Here is a 17,436-nt window from a genome sequence, read left to right on the forward strand (position 1 = left end):
GCTGTCGCGTCGTCGCATCAACGCCGAGCACCAGATCGAAGTCGTGGGCGAGAAGCTGCGCGCCATGATGCCGTGGATCAAGGCAAACAAGCTGGTTGACCAGACCAAGAACTAAGATTGTTCTTGTTGCATCGCTGGTACGGAAAAGGACGCTTCGGCGTCCTTTTTCTTTTGCACCGGAACGGCTGAAAGGCGTGGGGAAAAACACCGGATTCCGACCTGCACTGCAACGACACTCGATGGGTGATCTCGAGCAGCCGGGGATGCAAGTTCTCTCCTGTGCGTCACCATGGCGCAGGCCGGGATTCAGCGGCTTTCTCCGCATCTCCCAGGCCGCGGATCAATCGTCACGATGCCACGTTTCCCTCGGGATGCCGGACAATGAGAAGCTGCCTGATCTGCCGCGCATAGCACGTGGCAGCATCCGTCGCGAACAGACCCGGGATTTGTATCCACCGTAACCGCTTGTTGCACTTGGGGAAGAACCAAACGCCCCGGCTTCCCGTCGAAGTGCCGGGATCCGAGATTCCGCAGCGCCTCACCGGCGCCTCTCTACGACACCAGAAAAAGAGGACAACATGACACCTTCCCGCAAACTGATGCTCGGCGCAGCCCTCGCTGCCGCCTGTATTGCCGCCCAGGCCCAGTCCGTGCAAACCACCGGCACCACCGTGGTGGTGCCCGCCACCGGCGAGCTGAGCGTGCCCAATGACCAGGCGCGCGTGACGCTGCAGGTCGAGGAGCAGGACAAGGACAAGACCGCCGCCGCCTCGCGCGTGAACCTGAAGATGAAGCAGGGTATCGATGCCCTGAAGCGCCAGGATCCGCAGGCCACGCTGAAAAGCTATGGCTATTACACCTATGCCATCTACGCCGAGCCCCAGCCGGTGACGGCGCAGCAGCCGCGCCAACCGGCCAAGGCGCGCCCGATCGTGGGCTGGCGCGTCGGCCAATACCTCGACATGACCACCCAGAACCTGGCGCAGTTGCCCAAGACGGTGTCGTCGGCGCAGAGCCTGCTGAGCCTGAACGGCCTGCAATTCGGCTTGAGCCCGGCCGCCACCAAGAAGCTCGACGCCGCCCTGTTCGACGCCACCTACAAGAATCTTGAGGAGCGCGTGGGCTTCATCTCTGCCTCGATGCATCGCTCGCCGGCGGACGCCGTGCTTGAGACCGTCGATTTCGAAGGCTCCGGCAACTATGCCGCCCCCGCCGCGGCGCCCATGGCCAAGATGGCAATGATGCGCTCGGACATGGCGCAGGAAGCCGCTTCGGTGGCCGAGCCGAGCTTCGAGCCGGGCGAGTCGACCGTGAGCATGCGCCTGGTCGGCAAGGTTCGCTTCAAGTAGGTCTTGGCGACCCTGACAACTGTCAGGAAATGAAAGCGCCCTGAGGGCGAGAGGGAAGGGAGGCTATAATCGGCCTCCTTTTTCGTTTTCGGGGCCGTCATGCGGGCAATGAAGAACATCATCGTATCCCTGGCCGCCGGCCTGCTGTCGATCAACCTGGCGCACGCCGACATCTGCGCCGACATGCGCGCCATCAACACGCAGGCGCAGACCCATTTCGACGGCTGGAAGAAGGACCGCAACGACAAGGTCTACGGTTCCAACTTCATGCTGGACGGCGCCGAAAGCTGCACGATCAGCGGCAACTCCGACGGCTACGCTTGCGTCTGGAAGTTCGCCACGCCGGCCGACCTCGGCCGCGCCTATCAGAAGATGGTCGGCGAGATCAAGGCTTGCGCCCCGCTGGAGAAGGAAGCCCCCGGCATCGTCAACGACAAGCCCGAGGACAAGAGCCAGGGCAACCTGCGCCGCGAACTCGAGGTGACCGGGTTCGACTACGCCGATGCGCAGGCGCTGGTGATGATCGGCAGCATGCAGCTGACCGGCGCCAAGGCCGGGCTCTCGCGCAATGAGCTGAAGTTCTCGTTCATCAAGTCGTTCGGCCGCAACTGAGCGGGGCCGGCGCTGCCATCGGCGGCGGCTTTCGCCAGGCGGCCGGGCGCGCCGCAAACCGCCTGAAATACCCCGGAAAAGGTGGCAAAGGCGTCGCAATGACGGCTTGCCGCATGCTTATCGGGGCGATTCGGCCCGCACAATCGTAAATTCCCCTGCAAAAGCCCTTCGCAGCGCAGTACAGCGCCGCATTTCATTGCATTTGGCGGGCGCTGGACTAGAATAGGCACGCTTTTACTTTCGAATATTCCGCGATCATTGGAGCAACATTGAACAATAACCACTATCCCCATCCCATTATCGCCCGTGAAGGCTGGCCGTTCCTGACGATCGCCGTGGTCGTCGCGCTGCTGGTCACCATGCTGTTTGGCAGCTGGTCCATTCCCTTCTGGATCATCGCGCTGTTCGTGCTGCAGTTCTTCCGCGATCCGCCGCGCGTGATCCCGCAGCAGGCCAACGCAGTGCTGTCGCCGGCGGATGGCCGCATCGTGGTGGTGGCGCGCGCGCATGATCCCTATACCGATCGCGAGGCGCTGAAGATCAGCGTGTTCATGAACGTGTTCAACGTGCACTCCAACCGCGCGCCGGTGGATGGCAAGATCGAAACCGTGCAGTACTTCCCCGGCAAGTTCGTCAACGCCGACCTGGACAAGGCTTCGCTGGAAAACGAGCGCAACGCGCTGGCCATCACCACCACTTCCGGCCAGAGCGTCACCTGCGTGCAGGTGGCCGGCCTGATCGCCCGCCGCATCCTGTGCTACGTCAAGGCCGGCGATACGCTGGCGCGCGGTCAGCGCTACGGTTTCATCCGTTTCGGTTCGCGTGTGGACGTGTACCTGCCGCTGACGGCGACCCCCAAGGTCACCGTGGGCGAAAAGGTCTCGGCGACGGAAACCATTCTGGCCGAACTCTGATCACACCGGAAGCGGGCGTCGCGGCGCGACGCCCATCGGATCTACCGCAATATCAAACAATAAACATCGATGGCAACTTTCCGACGACGCAAAGCCAAAGGCGGCATTCCCTTCCCGAAATCCCTGCGCGGGCCCAAGGCCTATTCTGCGCAGCTGGATGAGTCCGGGCAGGGCGTGGCGCGCCGCCGGTCGCGCGGCATCTACCTGTTGCCCAACGCGTTCACCACCGCCGCGCTGTTCTGCGGTTTCTACGCCATCGTGATGGCGATGAACCTGAAGTTCGACTACGCCTCCATCGCCATCTTCGTGGCCATGGTGCTGGACAGCCTGGACGGCCGCGTGGCGCGCATGACCAATACCCAGAGCGAGTTCGGGGCGCAGTACGACAGCCTGTCCGACATGGTGTCCTTCGGCGCCGCGCCGGCGCTGGTGGTGTACGAGTGGTCGCTGCGCGGCATGGGCAAGCTGGGCTGGCTGGCGGCCTTCGTCTACTGCGTCGGCGGCGCGCTGCGCCTGGCGCGCTTCAACACCAATATCGCCGTGGTCGACAAGCGCTACTTCCAGGGCCTGCCCAGCCCGGCGGCGGCGGCGCTGGTGGCGGGCTTCGTCTGGCTGATGGACGACCTGCGCTTCGCCGGCACCGACCTCAGCTGGGCCGCCTGGGTGATTACGCTGTACGCGGGCGTGACCATGGTGACCAATGTGCCGTTCTACAGTTTCAAGGACGTCAATTTCCGCAAGCCGGTGCCGTTCATCGCGGCGCTGCTGGTGGTGGTCCTGCTGGTGGTGATCTCCAGCGATCCGTCCAAGGTGCTGTTCGGCCTGTTCGTGCTGTATGGACTGTCGGGTTACGCGGTGTATGCCTGGCGCCGCGTCAAGGGCAAGCCGGTGAGCATTGTGCAGACCGAGGATGAGCACGGCGACGGCCATTGATCCGAGACCGGACGGGGCTCAAAGAACTGACAAAATCCTGACCCTACGCTGACAATACGCCCGCCTTGCGGGCGTTTTTGTTTGCAGGCAACGGCGTAGGCCGGCAAAGGGGAAAACAAGCGCAAAACGCCTTGTTGAGCCGGGAATTTTTTCCTAGACTTTCGACTGGAAGCTCTTCATTTTCCGGGCCGACCCTCCGGCGATTCACATGGCTATCGACACCTCGCTCAACTCGTCCAATTCGCTCGGCAATACGGCGGCCTACGGCAGCGGCTACGATGCCTCGTCGGGTCTTGCAGCCCAACCCGCGGCCTCGCAGCAGGTCAGCGGTTCGGGCGGCGTGGTGGCCTCGGCCGACAATCCCGTGGCCGTCGAAGAGGCGGTGCAGCTGGCGTCGAACGAGTCGGTCATCGTCAGTCTCGGCAACACCATCGGCACGGCCGGCGGCCTGACCTACAACGCCGTGGGCGTTTTCGATTCCATCGTCGACGCCGGCACGGCCAGCACTACCTCCACCGACATCACCCAGGACCAGGCTACGCAGTCGCTCTACCAGGGCATCCTGGTCAGCATCACTTCCGACCCGACCACGGCCGGCATCTACAACGGCGCCGGCGAATTCACCGGGCTCGACAGCGGCCTTAGCGCACAGCTTTCTTCCCTGCTCAAGTCCGATCCCGGCCTGACCGACACCATCGTCGGCGACGTCGCCACGCAAGGCATCGTCGGCGCGCTGTTCTCCACCACCGCCTGAGTCTGCCGTAGTCATACGGGCCGGCGGCCTGTCAGACAATCTCTCTTTTTGCACGTTTGTAGCATTTGCTTACGCAAACCGCGTCCGGCTCAGCTTGTTGCGGTGCGCGATCTTTTCTAGGCTTTGATCAAGAGTGTGCGAAAGGCCGGCGATGAGCTTCATGCCGCCGCCCGCAGCGCCGCCGACATCCACGAACTGTTGAGGTCCTGATCATGGCTATCGATACAAGCAACAACCTGAACGCGCTGACGTCCGCCTATCTCACCGCGACCGCAGTGAACTCTGCCGTCGCGGCTACCAGCACGGCGAACAATCCTTCTTCCACCTCAGTCAACCAGGCCGCGCTGCAGAACGCCGTCAATTTGGCCGCCGACGCCTCGGTCGTGGTGTCGCTGTCCAACGCCAACCTGCTGGCGCAGCAACCGCTGACCTACAACGCATCAGGACTGTTGAATCCGGCCGGCCTGCTCAATACGGCCGTGGCGCTCAATACCGCCAACACCGTGGCCCAGACCATCGCCACCAGCCAGGCGCAGGCCGCACAGGCGGCGGCTCAGCAGGCGGCCGAAGACCAGGCGGCGCAAGAGGCCTCCGATGCGCAGGCCGCACAGGAAGCCGCGGATGCACAAGCCGCCCAGGACGCCGCAGATGCGCAAGCCGCCCAGGACGCCGCAGATGCGCAAGCCGCCCAGGATACGGCCGACGCCCAGGCAGCACAGGACGCCGCCGATGCTCAGGCTGCCACCGAGGCGGCGCAGTCCGGCAACACCACCGCTACCACGGCCGCCAACGCGGGCCTGAACGCCAATGAGGCTTCCGGCGTGTTCTACGCCGGCGTGCTGTCGGGCCTGGCGGCGGCGCCATCGTCCACGGCCAGCCTGTATGACGTCAGCGGCGGCTATGCCGGCATCGATACCACTTACGCCTTGCAACTGGCGCAGGTGCTGCAGGCCAACCCCGACCTGGCCGATACCATCAGCCGCGACATCTCTGCCCAGGGCGTGACGGGGGCGTTGCTGTCGGTGACGGCCTGATCGATAGCGTGATATGGATTGGGTGAGTTCGCGGGAGCGCGTTCTGCGCTTTTGGTGGTACACCACCGCATGATGAAGGCAGCGAGATTCCGGCTTGCCTGGGACAAGAGTCGCTGAAGCCAAAGAGGAGCGCCGCGCGGAAGAGCTCCGTGCGGCCGCGTGGCGGAGGACTTCAGCCCGCGATCAATTCCGCCAGGCTGCGCCGCAGGTGTTCATCCTGCGCGCTGCGTTCGCTGACCCGATGGTCGATCCCGGGCAGGTCGACGATGCGGCATGCCGATGCCGCATGCGCGTTTTCCCTGATCAGGTCGGCGACTTCCGCCGGAATCACCTTGTCTTCCAGCGCGCGCACGAGCGTGATGCGGCCGGGATATTGCCGGATCATCCGCAACGATTCGGCGTCGCGCCAGCTGCCAGGCCTGCGCAGCGCCGCGCTGAAGTCCGGGCCGAAGGGCAGTGCGAAGGCCGCGCCGTCGTAGACGGCACCGACGATGGTCACCACATGTCCGATCCGGTTGCCTGGGCGGCAGGCCAGCCGCATCGCGATTTCCCCGCTCATGCTCACGCCCACCACGGTGCGCGCGGCGCCATCGTCGCAGAGACGATCGAGTGCCGCCTGCGCTTCGTCCAGGCGTTTGGCGAGGGAGTTGGGCAACAGCGCGCTGCTGTCGCCATGGCCGGAGAAGTCGATCGCGGCGCTGGCATGGCCGTGCTGCGCCAGCGTCTCGCGCAGCGGCCACTGGCGCTGGCGCGTGCTCTGGCCGGCGCCGTGCAGGAACAGCGTGGAGACGGCGCCGCAACCGGGCGCGGTGATGAGGTCGCAGGCCAGCGTTTCCGCGCCGGCCTGCAGCGCCGAGTCAGTGCGCGTCGGGGCGGGCATGCGCGTCAGTCGATCGGCTGGCGGCGTTCCAGCCCGGGCGTGTTGGCGTAGTACTGGCGCTTGGCTTCGTACATCAGCGCATCGGCGCGCTGCACCACGTGTTCCAGGCGCTCGCCCGGTTCGGCGGTGGCCGCGCCCATCGACAGGCTCAGCGTGACGCCCGAGTAGTACTGGTTGTTGACGTCGATGAGTTTCTGGATCTGCTCGATCAGCAGCAGGCAGCCGCGCTCGTCGGTGGCCGGCAGCAGGATGGCGAATTCGTCGCCGCCGGTGCGCGCCACGCTGCACGGCCGCTCGACCGCCTTGGCCAGCACTTCGCCGACGCGGCGCAGCAGGGCGTCGCCGGCGGCATGGCCGAGCTCGTCGTTGACTTCCTTCAGGCCGTTCAGGTCGGCCACGATCACGCTGATCGGGAACGGACCCTTGCGCTCCAGGCGGTTGAGTTCGTCCACCATGTAAGCGCGGTTGTGCAGCTTGGTCAGCTCGTCGTGCTTGCCGAGGAACTCGAGGTAGGCCTCGGCCTTCTTGCGCGCGGTGATGTCGGTCAGCGCCACCAGCACCAGGCCCCAGCTGTCTTCGTAGCCGGGGAAGACCGAGAACTGCAGGTGTACGTGCAACTGCTCGCCGTTGAGCGAGTAGTTCACCACCTCGCGCTGGTGGAACAGGTTGCCGTTCCACAGCTCGATCAGCTGTTCGTTGAAGTGATGGCGCATGTCGTCGCGGAACACGTCCGACAGGCGCGACAGCAGCGTCGCCTTGTCCGGCGCGCCGAACATCGACAGCGTCTGCAGGTTGACGTCGATCACGCGGATCTCCTGCATGCAGCGCTCGACGAACTCGGGATGCACGTCGGTGAAGGTGCGGAAGTCGGTGATGCCGATGCGGTGCAGGTCGTCGAACAGGCGCTTGACCTGGCTGAAGTCTTCCACCCACAGCGAGATCGGCGAATATTCGAACAGGCCGCGCGCGTAGTTTTCGCTGCGCGAGAGCTTCTTGCGCGCGGTCTCGCGTTCGGTGACGTTCTCGATGGCCAGCAGGATGTAGTCCCAGCTTTCTTCGCTGCCGGGCATGATGCGGCCGGAGAGCTGGATGTCCAGGCGCTTGCCGCCCAGCGTGTAGTTGACCGTGTAGCTGGAGAAGTTCAGGCGGCCTTCCCACAGCTGCACCATCTCATCGATGAAGGTCTCGATCATGTCGTCGCGGAAGACCTTGTCGAGATTGGCGACCAGGTGCTCCAGGTCGCGCGCCTCATACCATTCCAGCGTGCGCCGGTTGACGTCCACCACCCGGATCTGGCGCGCGCAGGCATGCGCGCGGGCATGATCTTCCAATAGCCAGCCGCGCAGGTCGCTGACGCCCTGGGCGCGCCATTGGCTGAACAGTTGCTTGAGGCCGCTGTAGTCTTCTTTCCAGAGGGAGACCGGCGTGAGGTCGAAGGTTTCCTTTTCCGACAAGGCGAGGATCTTGGCGGGCGAGGCGGGCATGCTGCCGGAGGGATGGTCGTTCTGCATAACACTTCATCGTGGAGGGATGAGGAAGTGTAATGGTTTTACGGAAACATCTGCACATCTTCCAATATTGTTTCGAAGAATTTGTGCGGTTTTGTTGACGGGAAGCAGGAATTTACCGAACTTGACGACCGCAAAGCCCGGGCCGCCGGTTCGGTTTTTCATCTGCCCCCCGTTTCCGGTGACTCAGTGGCGCGCCGCCGACACCCGCCATCCCCGCCATCCCCGCCATCCCCGCATCAGCAGCCGCGCCAGCGAGCCGAGCGAGCGCTGCCAGCCCGGCGGCACCGGCTTCATGCACAGGACTTCGCCGCCCTGCGGGGCATGGATTTCCACCCAGCCGCCGTGTTCCAGCGCGATCGCCTGCCCGTCGCCGAGCTCGTTGCGGCGGCTGACCAGTTGCGACAGCAGCCATTGTGGGGCTTCCGTGACGCGCACCGCGGCGCCGTTGCAGACCAGTTGGCTGCCGCCGGCCAGCCAGACCTGCATGGTCTGGCCGCGCGCCAGGCGGATCGTCTGCGCGGCGGGCTGGAGTTCGGGAAGGGGCGCTTGCCATGGGCTTTGCATGAGGTTTCTCCGTCTGTTGGGTACGCTTGCAGTCTAGGGATGGCGGCAAAAGTGCAACAGGCACAGGAAAAATCGGGCTGCATCGTAACAGCCGGCAGTTTTTGAATCTGTTATCGTTTCTTTTCGAATACTCTGTATCTGTTCTGGTTTTTGCCCCCAGAACATGATGCTGTTATGGATACCAGCCTGCTCATTTCCGACGCCCCCGATGTCACCCGAGCCCGTCCTGCGCCGACGGCCGTTCCTCCCGTCGCGCCCGAACAGGAGCGCATGCCCTTGTATCGCCGCCTGGCCGAGCACTACCAGGGCGCGATCCAGGCCGGCACCCTGGTGGCCGGCGACCGCATGCCGTCGGTGCGCGACCTGATGCGCCAGCACCAGGTCAGCCTCTCGACCGCCTTGCAGACGCTGCGCCATATGGAGGAGGGCGGCTGGCTGGAGGCGCGGCCGCGGTCCGGCTATTTCGTGCGCCAGCCGCGCCGCTCGGCGATCCGGCCGGTGCAGGAGCCCAAGAGCCTGATCGCGATCGACCCCGCGCAATATGTCGGCATCCATGAAAAGGTCTCCAAGTACATCGCCCAGCGCCAGGCCAGCGCGCCGGCCATCGACCTGTCGGGCATGACCTGCGCGCCCGAGTTGTACGCGGTCGATACGCTCAAGCAGGCCGCCATGCGCGCCCTGCGCGACCGGCCCGAGCTGCTCACCAGCGCCATGCCGCACAACGGCAACCACACCTTCCGGCAGGCGGTCGCACGCCGCGCGCTCAATGCCGGCATGCGCATCGACGCCGACGAGGTGGTCGTCACGCACGGCTGCATCGAGGCGCTGAACCTGGCGCTGCGCGCGGTGGCAGGCCCCGGCGACACCATCGCGGTGGAGTCGCCGACCTATTTCGGCCTGCTGCAGGCGCTGGAAAACCTGGGCATGAAGGCGCTGGAGATCCCCACCAGCCCGCACACCGGCATCTCGTCGGAGGCGCTGGAGCTGGCGGTGCGCACCTACGGCAACATCAAGGCCGTGGTGGTGGTGCCCAACCTGCAGAATCCGCTGGGCTGCATCATGCCCGACGCCAGCAAGGACAAGCTGGTGCGCCTGTGCGAGGAACTGCGCCTGCCGCTGATCGAGGATGATGCCTATACCGAGCTGGCCGACGGCAACGCGCCGCCATCCTCGCTCAAGAGCCGCGACCGCAGCGGCAACGTGATCTATTGCGCGTCGCTCAACAAGGTGCTGGCGCCCGGCATGCGCCTGGGCTGGATGAACGGCGGCCGCTGGCACGAGCGCGTGAAGATGCTCAAGTTCACCCATACCCGCGCCAACGAGGAGTGGACCCAGGTCACCGCCGCCGATTTCATCGCCAGTCCCGGCTACGACCGCCACCTGCGCCGCCTGCGCCAGTTGCTCAAGGAGCAGCGCGAGCGGATGGCCGAATCGATCGCCGCCTACTTCCCCGAGGGCACGCGCCTGAACGTGCCCAACGGCGGCGTCGGCATGTGGGTGGAACTGCCGGCGCAGATCTGCTCCCAGCAACTGTTCGAGCTGGCGCTGGCCGAGGGCGTGGGGGTGTCGCCCGGCGCCATCTTCTCCAACTCCAACCGTTACGGCCATTTCCTGCGCATCTGCTGCGGCCACCCGTTCACGCGCGAGCTGGACCAGGCGCTGCGCCAGCTGGGGCGCATCGGCCATATGCTGGCGGCGGGCTGAGCTGCCGCCGTCTCCCTGCCGTCCAGGCCGCCCGCGGGCGGCCTTTTTCATGTGCGGCGCCCGGGGGCAACACGCCTTGATGCGGGATTGCCTTGGCTTACCTGCGATGACGCCCGTTTGACGCAACTTTGGGCATGGATTCGAAAGAATCAGGCATTGTCCCGATGCCAAATCTCGCTAACACTGGTAAAGACAATGTAAAGAAGCTGTACACTAGCAGCGCTGTTGCGGGCCCATGCGCCGGCAAGGCATGCGGCATCGGACACGCTTCTTCGGATCGGGACTACGCTATGCAATCGCCTCAACCCCTTCAATCGCCCACGGACGACAACACGACGCAGCTTGCGCAATTGCAGCAGGCCATCGACGCCCACATGGCAGGCCGGCTGGATGAAGCCGCCGCCATCTATGAGGCGGTGCTGGAAGACGACCCGATCCAGCCGGTCGCGCTTCATTACTACGGCATCTGGCTGCACCAGGCCGGGCACCACGACGAGGCGGTGGAGAAGCTGATGCTCTCCTGCGCCCTGGAGTCCGACAATGCCGGCTGGCAGAACGACCTGGGCAACGTGCTGTTCGCGCTGGGCCGGATGGAAGACGCCGAACAGGCTTACGCCGACGCGCTGGCCATCACGCCGCAAGACCACACGATCTGGAACAACCTCGGCGCGACGCAACTGCAATTGCAGAAGACGGCCGAGGCCACCGACGCCTTCAGGCGCGCGCTGGACATCGACGCCGACTTCGTCCCGGCCCTGCTGCACCTGGGCAGCATCTTCGACGCCGCCGGCGACAAGATGCAGGCATCCCATTACCAGTGCCGCGCCTACGTGCTGCCGCCGCTGGAGGGCAAATCCAAGGAGATGCTGGGCATCTCCTTCTACTTCCTGGGGCGCCTGCCGGAGGCGGCCGAGGCTTACCGCGCCTGGCTGGCCGAGGAGCCCGACAATCCGGTCGCGGCCCACATGCTGGCCGCCTGCTCGCAGGCCGACGTGCCTGAGCGCGCGTCCGACCGCTATATCGAATTCCACTTCGACCGCTACGCCGACACCTTCGAATCCAACCTGCTGGAGAGCCTGGGCTACCGCGGCCCGCGCCTGATCGGCGAAGGGCTGGGCCTGGTGGCGCAGCCGGCGCGCCAGTTCGAGGCGATCGACATCGGCTGCGGCACCGGCCTGTGCGGCCATTACATGGCGCCGTTCTCGCACCGAATCACCGGCGTCGACCTGGCCGCCAAGATGCTGGCCAAGGCGGCCGCCACCGGTCACTACGGACAGCTGGAAAAAGCCGAGATCGGCGACTATCTGTCGCGCAATCCCTCGTCCTGCGACCTGGTCACGGCGGCCGACACGATGATCTATTTCGGCGACCTGGCCGGCGTGTTTCGCAACGTCGCCGGCGCCTTGCGCCGGGACGGCTATTTCATCTTCACGGTAGAGGCGGTGACGCCGCAGGATGCTGCGCCTTCAGGCTTTTGCCTGCACGCCAGCGGCCGCTACCGGCACAGCCGCGACTATGTGCATCTGCACCTGAAGAACAATGGAATGGAAGTGGTGCACGACAGCGAGCAGGTGCTGCGCGAGGAGATCCGCCAGTCGGTGGCGGGGATGCTGTTCGTGGCCAGGCGGACGGAGCAGGCCGCCGCCTAGTGCGGCGCGGGCCTGTCCGTTGTCAGTGCAGTGAAATTGCAGTGAATCAGGCCGCCTTCAGGGCGGCTTCGACTTTCTGGCGGGTGGGAATAGGTTCGACCGCGCCGTAGCCGGTGGTCGACAGCGCCGCCGCCACATTGGCGTAGCGCGCGGCGGCAAAGGGATCGCGTCCCGCCACCAGTTCGGCCACGAAGGCGCCGCCGAAGCAGTCGCCGGCGCCGGTGGCGTCCAGCGCCTCGACCGGGTAGGGCGCCACCATGCGGCGCTCTTCAGGCGTGGCGACGTAGCAGCCTTCGCGGCCCAGCTTGAAGGCCACCAGCTTGACGCCGTAGGACAGCAGCAGGTCGACGATGGCGTCGCGGTCTTCCAGGCCGGTCAGCATCGACACGTCTTCCCAGCTGGGCAGGCAGATGTCGCACAGCTTGAAAGCCTCGGTCATCTTCTCGCGGGCCCGCTCCAGCGGCCACAGGCGCAGCCGCAGGTTGGTGTCCAGCGAGGTCAGCACGCCATGCTTGCGGGCATGCGCCATGGCCGCCAGGCCGGCATCGCATGCGCTTTCGCTGATGGCCAGGCTGATGCCCGACAGGTGCAGCACGCGGGCCTGTTCGATGGCGGCCAGCGGCAGCTGCTGCGGCGTATAGCGGCTGGCCGCGGAGCCGGCGCGCAGATAGTGGAAATGATGGCCGGCGTCGTCGTGGGTGACGAAATAGATGCCGGTCGGTGCGCCCGCGGCCACGCCGATGTGTTCGGTGCCAACCTTCTCGGCTTGCCACAGGTCCAGCAGGCTCTTGCCGAAATGGTCGTCGCCCACGGCGCTGATATAGGCGCAATCGGCGCCCTGGCGGGCGGCGGCGATGGCGAAGTTGGAGGTGTCGCCGCCGAAACCTTCGAGGTAATTGCGCGGCGCCGGGATGCTCTGGTTGAATTCCACCATCGCTTCGCCGTAGGCGAGGATCTTGTTGCTCATGTTCGTTGCTGTGCGTTCAGGAGGATTGCCGCGCGCGGCCGCCTGGCCGCATGAAGGAGCAGGGCGGCGGCGCGGCGCGAAAGCTTAACAGGAATGTCAGAAGAAGGTCTGGACCACGTCGGTCACGTCGAACTTGCCGTCCACCACCACCAGATGGCGCCATTTGTCGAAGGTCAGGCAGGGATGCGAGATATCGAAGGCGATCATGTCGCCGACCTTGATATCGTCGCCGGCGGCGATCTTCAGGTAGGCGTGCTGGTCCATCATGCCGGTCACTTCCCAATGCGCGGGCACGGCCTGCGGCGCGTCGTCGCTGCCCGGGCGGAAGCGCGAGACCGGCAACGGCAGGCCGGCGTCGAAGGCGGCGTCGCGCTTGCCCAGCGCGATGATGGCCTTGTCGGTTTCCGGGATCGATTGCACGTAGGCCCACAGCTGCAAGGCCGGCTGCAGCTGGCTGCGCATGCTGTGCGCCACCGGGTTGCGCACCTGGATCTGCGCTTGCGCGGCGCGGTAGATGCCGACGTCGTGGGTCAGGTAGCAGCCTGGGCGCAGCACCACGTCCAGCGGCTGGCCGATGTCGGCCTGGGCGAACTCCTCGGCCACCACGTCGTACCAGGCCGAGCCGGCGCCGGTCAGCACCGCCGGGCCGCGTGCCAGGCGTTTTGCCAGCAGGCCCTGCTGCGCCAGTCCCTTGACGCAGGCGACCGCGCGCTGCAGGAACCTGCGGATGTCGACCTCTTCCTTGAGCACGCCTTCATACACTTCCACGCCGGCCAGGGCGATGCTGTCCCAGCGTTTGACGGCATCCAGCACGGCCGCCTGCTGCGCGTCGTCGCGCACGCCGGTGCGACCGCCCGCCGGACCCAGTTCCAGCAGCACGTTCAGGGTTTGCTTGCGCTCCGAGAAGAAACGGCCGAGCTGGTCGACCAGGTCCGCCGAGTCGACCAAGCAGAAGAATTCGAACGAAGGGTCGGCCAGCAGCTCCGAGATGATGGCCATGTTGCGCTTGCCCACCAGCTGGTTGGCCATGATCACGCGGCGCACGCCATGCTGGTAGCCGGCCAGGGTCTGGTGCGCGGTGGCCAGGGTGATGCCCCAGGCGCCGGTGTCGAGCTGGCGCTTGAACAGCTTGGGCGCCATGGTGGTCTTGCCATGCGGGGCCAGCTTGACCTTGTACTGGCCGACGAAGCTCTGCATCCATTCGAGATTGTGAGCGAGTTTCTCTTCGTAGAGAACCGCGGCCGGGAGGCTGATGTCTTCGTTGAGCAGATTCCACTTCACCGCGCCCGCCTGTTGCGGCGCCAGGGGCTGCTCCAGCGGGCCCAGGCCCTTGTTTACAGGGTCGATGATGCCGGTCTGATAAGCAATTTGGTAGTTTGTATCATTCATCGCAATTATTCCTGTAAAAATTGGATTGACGTAATAATACCCTTGAATTTACTATGTTTGCGCTGTGTTAGTAAATAACATAAATTATTTAGGGGAAACCCCGGCGAGCCTCGCGGGGCGTCCCCGGCAGCAGTAAAACGGCGGGCCGGGTGAGCGCGAGCAGCTTTGATCGCCCGGCCCCGCGAAAGCTCCGGCGCATGCGCCGCAGTCCGATCAATTCGTATTTTTACGCTAAGTCACGATCCGACCTCATGGCGCAGACCCTGGACATCGTTTCCCGCATCACCGAGCGCAGCAGCACGCTGCGGCTGGCGGAACAGAAGGTCGCCGAGGCCATCCTGGGCGACCTGTCGACGGCCGCCAGCGCCAGCATCGGCGAGCTGGCCGCCAAGGCCGGCGTGTCGGTGGCCAGCGTGACGCGCTTTGCCAAGGCCATGGGCTGCCGCGACGTGCGCGAATTCAAGTTCCTGCTGGCGCAGGCGGTGGCGGTGGGGCAGCGTTTCTTCGACGGCGCCAAGACCGTGCCCTCGGAGCAGCCGCCCGTGCTGGCCGACCTGGTCTACAACGACATCCATGCAGTGCTCGAGCTCAACCGCGCCATGTTGAACCCCGACATGCTGATGAACGCGGCCGCCTTGCTGCGCGACGCGCGCATGATCTACTGCTTCGGCATGGGCGGCGGCTCGACCATGATGTCGGACGAGGCGCGCTACCGGCTGGTGCGGCTGGGCCGCCCGGTGGCGACCTACCACGATGCCATCCTGCAGAAGATGGTGGCCGCCACGCTGGACAAGAACGACGTGCTGCTGGTGTTCTCCGCCACCGGCAGCGTGCCCGAGCTGCTGGCCAACTGCGAGGTGGCGCGCGAATACGGCGTCAAGGTGATCGCCATCACCGCGCTCGGCTCGCCGCTGGCGAAGATGGCCGACGTGCTGCTGCCGATCAAGACGCTGGAGACCGACCTGATTTTCAAACCGTCATCATCCCGCTACGCGATGATGGTGACGCTCGACATGCTGGTGCTGGAGCTGGCCTTGCTGCAGAAGGAAAGCAGCCAGGAACGCCTGCGCCGGCTGAAATACGTGCTCGACACGCATCGCGGCGGAGGCGATCGCCACCAGCCGCTGGGAGACTGACATGAGCCAATCCAATTCCGCATCCGCCAGCGGCGCCCGCTGCGACATCCTGATCTGCAACGCGCTGGTCATCGACGGTTCCGGCACTGATCCGGTGGCCGCCGACGTCGCCGTGCGCGACGGCCGCATCGTTGCCGTGGCGGCGCCCGGCCAGCTTTCGGGCTGGCAGGCCGGCGAGGTGATCGACGCCACCGGCCGCGTGCTGGCGCCCGGTTTCATCGACGTCCACACGCACGACGACACCAACGTCATCCGCACCCCCGAGATGTTCCCCAAGCTGTCGCAGGGCGTGACCACCGTGGTGGTCGGCAACTGCGGCATCAGCGCCGCGCCGGTGTCGCTCAAGGGCGAGCCGCCGGATCCGATGAACCTGCTGGGCAAGTCCGAGGCCTTCCACTATCCGACCTTCGCCAGCTATGTCGCCGCAGTCAACGCCGCGCAGCCGTCGATCAACGTGGCGGCGCTGGTGGGCCATACCGCCTTGCGCAGCAACCAGATGGACCGCCTCGACCGCGCCGCCAGCGCCGACGAGATCGCCGCCATGCGCGGCCAGCTGCGCGAGGCGCTGGAGCACGGCGCACTGGGCCTGTCCACCGGCCTGGCCTATGGCAACGCGATCAACGCGCCGACCGAAGAAGTGCTGGCGTTGGCCGAGCCGCTGGCCGAATTCGGCGCGATGTACGCGACCCACCTGCGCAGCGAGTTCGCCGACATCCTCAATGCCATGGACGAGGCCTTCCGCATCGGCAAGCATTCGCGCGTGCCGGTGGTGATCTCGCACCTGAAGTGCGCCGGCGTCGAGAACTGGGGCCGCAGCAGCGAGGTGCTCAAGGCCCTGGAGATGGCCGGCAAGCACCAGCACGTGGGCTGCGACTGCTATCCCTACACCGCCAGTTCGTCGACGCTCGATCTCAAGCAGGTCACTTCCGACTACGACATCCAGGTCACCTGGTCCGAACCGCATCCGGAGCAGGGCGGCAAGATGCTCAAGCAGATCGCCGCCGAGTGGCAGGTCGACCTGCATACCGCGGCCGGGCGCCTGATGCCGGCCGGCGCGGTCTACCACTGCATGTCCGACGACGACGTCAACCGCATCCTGTCGCACCCGGCCACCGTGGTCGGCTCCGACGGCCTGCCCAACGACCCGCTGCCGCACCCGCGCCTGTGGGGCGCGTTCCCGCGCGTGCTGGGCTATTACAGCCGCGAGCAGAAGCTGTTCTCGCTGGCGGTGGCGGTGCGCAAGATGACCGGCCTGTCGGCGTTGCGCTTCGGGCTGCATGAGCGCGGCTTCGTGCGCGAAGGCTACTGGGCCGACCTGGTGCTGTTCGACGCCGACACCATTCGCGACGCCGCCAGCTTCACCGATCCGATGCAGCCGGCGCACGGCATCGACGCGGTCTGGGTCAACGGCAAGCTGGCCTACAACGGTCGCGACAAGAAAGCCACCGGCCAGCGCGCCGGCCGCTTCCTGGCGCGCCAGGCGCGCGAGGCCGAAGCGGTGCGGGCCTTCGCCGAGGCCTGAGCCGGCGCACGGCATGCGAACAACGACAACCCCATCAATCGAAAACGGAATGCGCCCGGCGCGGGTGCATTCATTTTTAGCAAAGGAGCAGTAATGAGCATTCAACGATTCGGAGTGGAAGGCGGCAGCGGCACCGGCGGCCAGCACCTGCCGTTCGCGCGCGCAGTGGCGGCCGACGGCTGGCTGTACGTGTCGGGCCAGGTGGCCATGGTCAACGGCGAGGTGATCGACGGCGGCATCGTCGCCCAGTCGCACCAGGCCATCCAGAACGTGCTGGCGATCCTGAAGGAAGCCGGCTACGGTCCGGAACACGTGGTCCGCTGCGGCGTCTGGCTGGACGACGCGCGCGACTTCCAGTCCTTCAACAAGGTCTTCAAGGAATACTTCGGCGCCAATCCGCCGGCGCGTGCCTGCGTGGTGTCGAGCATGGTCGTGGATTGCAAGGTCGAAGTCGACTGCGTGGCGTTCAAACGCTGATCGGCAATGTATCGATGGAAGGCGCTGCGGCGCCTTCCGCG

Annotated in this window: 16 protein-coding genes and 1 pseudogene; 12 read left to right on the top strand and 5 right to left on the bottom strand. The window is 65.6% G+C overall.

Features of this window, described 5'->3' with window-relative positions:
* The 7 genes and pseudogenes from CEJ42_RS24430 to CEJ42_RS06785 form a co-directional block, all read left to right on the top strand.
* Positions 1-115, top strand: a pseudogene (locus tag CEJ42_RS24430) (ketol-acid reductoisomerase); the annotation flags it as partial.
* 463 nt (positions 116-578) lie between these two features.
* The gene (locus tag CEJ42_RS06760) at positions 579-1,349 is read left to right on the top strand and encodes an SIMPL domain-containing protein (protein WP_088750446.1); all 771 of its coding nucleotides are present in this window, start codon (positions 579-581) and stop codon (positions 1,347-1,349) included.
* Positions 1,350-1,457: 108 nt separating this feature from the next.
* Entirely contained in the window at positions 1,458-1,961 is a 504-nt protein-coding gene (locus CEJ42_RS06765; RefSeq protein WP_237772459.1) for a vesicle formation protein, read from the top strand.
* A gap of 269 nt (positions 1,962-2,230) precedes the next feature.
* On the top strand, positions 2,231-2,875 hold the full coding sequence (locus tag CEJ42_RS06770) for a phosphatidylserine decarboxylase (protein WP_088750447.1): 645 nt from the start codon (positions 2,231-2,233) through the stop codon (positions 2,873-2,875).
* Between the two features lie 69 nt (positions 2,876-2,944).
* On the top strand, positions 2,945-3,808 hold the full coding sequence (gene pssA / locus CEJ42_RS06775) for a CDP-diacylglycerol--serine O-phosphatidyltransferase (RefSeq protein ID WP_079214371.1): 864 nt from the start codon (positions 2,945-2,947) through the stop codon (positions 3,806-3,808).
* Between the two features lie 208 nt (positions 3,809-4,016).
* Positions 4,017-4,562, top strand: a complete 546-nt coding sequence (locus CEJ42_RS06780) for a hypothetical protein (RefSeq protein WP_207760396.1) — start codon at positions 4,017-4,019, stop codon at positions 4,560-4,562.
* Positions 4,563-4,774: 212 nt separating this feature from the next.
* Positions 4,775-5,596 (top strand): hypothetical protein, encoded by an 822-nt coding sequence (locus tag CEJ42_RS06785; protein WP_088750449.1) that lies wholly within the window; start codon positions 4,775-4,777, stop codon positions 5,594-5,596.
* Positions 5,597-5,768: 172 nt separating this feature from the next.
* Here the strand turns inward: CEJ42_RS06785 and CEJ42_RS06790 are convergent, their stop codons facing one another.
* From CEJ42_RS06790 to CEJ42_RS06800, 3 genes are all read right to left on the bottom strand, one after another.
* Positions 5,769-6,476: an alpha/beta fold hydrolase gene (locus CEJ42_RS06790; protein WP_088750450.1), complete on the bottom strand. Its 708-nt coding sequence runs from the start codon at positions 6,474-6,476 to the stop codon at positions 5,769-5,771.
* Positions 6,477-6,481: 5 nt separating this feature from the next.
* Positions 6,482-7,987 carry a sensor domain-containing diguanylate cyclase gene (locus CEJ42_RS06795; RefSeq protein ID WP_079214375.1) on the bottom strand — a complete coding sequence of 502 codons (1,506 nt, stop codon included), beginning with the start codon at positions 7,985-7,987 and terminating at the stop codon, positions 6,482-6,484.
* A 183-nt stretch (positions 7,988-8,170) separates the two neighbouring features.
* On the bottom strand, positions 8,171-8,551 hold the full coding sequence (locus CEJ42_RS06800) for a hypothetical protein (RefSeq protein WP_088750451.1): 381 nt from the start codon (positions 8,549-8,551) through the stop codon (positions 8,171-8,173).
* A gap of 174 nt (positions 8,552-8,725) precedes the next feature.
* Here CEJ42_RS06800 and CEJ42_RS06805 point away from each other — a divergent pair, with 174 nt between their 5' ends.
* Together CEJ42_RS06805 and CEJ42_RS06810 are read left to right on the top strand one after the other, a co-directional pair.
* Positions 8,726-10,255 carry an aminotransferase-like domain-containing protein gene (locus tag CEJ42_RS06805; protein ID WP_079214377.1) on the top strand — a complete coding sequence of 510 codons (1,530 nt, stop codon included), beginning with the start codon at positions 8,726-8,728 and terminating at the stop codon, positions 10,253-10,255.
* Between the two features lie 290 nt (positions 10,256-10,545).
* Positions 10,546-11,904 carry a tetratricopeptide repeat protein gene (locus tag CEJ42_RS06810; RefSeq protein WP_079214378.1) on the top strand — a complete coding sequence of 453 codons (1,359 nt, stop codon included), beginning with the start codon at positions 10,546-10,548 and terminating at the stop codon, positions 11,902-11,904.
* A 46-nt stretch (positions 11,905-11,950) separates the two neighbouring features.
* Here CEJ42_RS06810 and CEJ42_RS06815 read toward each other — a convergent pair whose 3' ends face one another.
* Both CEJ42_RS06815 and CEJ42_RS06820 read right to left on the bottom strand, forming a co-directional pair.
* On the bottom strand, positions 11,951-12,871 hold the full coding sequence (locus tag CEJ42_RS06815; protein ID WP_088750453.1) for a sugar kinase: 921 nt from the start codon (positions 12,869-12,871) through the stop codon (positions 11,951-11,953).
* Between the two features lie 96 nt (positions 12,872-12,967).
* The gene (locus CEJ42_RS06820; RefSeq protein WP_079214380.1) at positions 12,968-14,260 is read right to left on the bottom strand and encodes an amino acid deaminase; all 1,293 of its coding nucleotides are present in this window, start codon (positions 14,258-14,260) and stop codon (positions 12,968-12,970) included.
* 251 nt (positions 14,261-14,511) lie between these two features.
* On the opposite strand from CEJ42_RS06820, the gene CEJ42_RS06825 reads away from it, so the two are divergent.
* The 3 genes from CEJ42_RS06825 (at position 14,512) to CEJ42_RS06835 (ending at position 17,395) form a co-directional block, all read left to right on the top strand.
* A complete protein-coding gene (locus tag CEJ42_RS06825) occupies positions 14,512-15,396 on the top strand; it encodes a MurR/RpiR family transcriptional regulator (RefSeq protein ID WP_079214381.1) in 885 nt (294 codons plus the stop codon).
* A gap of 1 nt (position 15,397) precedes the next feature.
* A complete protein-coding gene (locus CEJ42_RS06830; protein ID WP_088750454.1) occupies positions 15,398-16,918 on the top strand; it encodes an N-acyl-D-amino-acid deacylase family protein in 1,521 nt (506 codons plus the stop codon).
* Positions 16,919-17,011: 93 nt separating this feature from the next.
* The gene (locus CEJ42_RS06835; RefSeq protein WP_079214383.1) at positions 17,012-17,395 is read left to right on the top strand and encodes a RidA family protein; all 384 of its coding nucleotides are present in this window, start codon (positions 17,012-17,014) and stop codon (positions 17,393-17,395) included.
* Positions 17,396-17,436 lie beyond the last annotated feature (41 nt).

Source organism: Herbaspirillum robiniae (genome assembly GCF_002213415.1).
Taxonomy (GTDB): Bacteria; Pseudomonadota; Gammaproteobacteria; order Burkholderiales; family Burkholderiaceae_D; genus Herbaspirillum; species Herbaspirillum robiniae.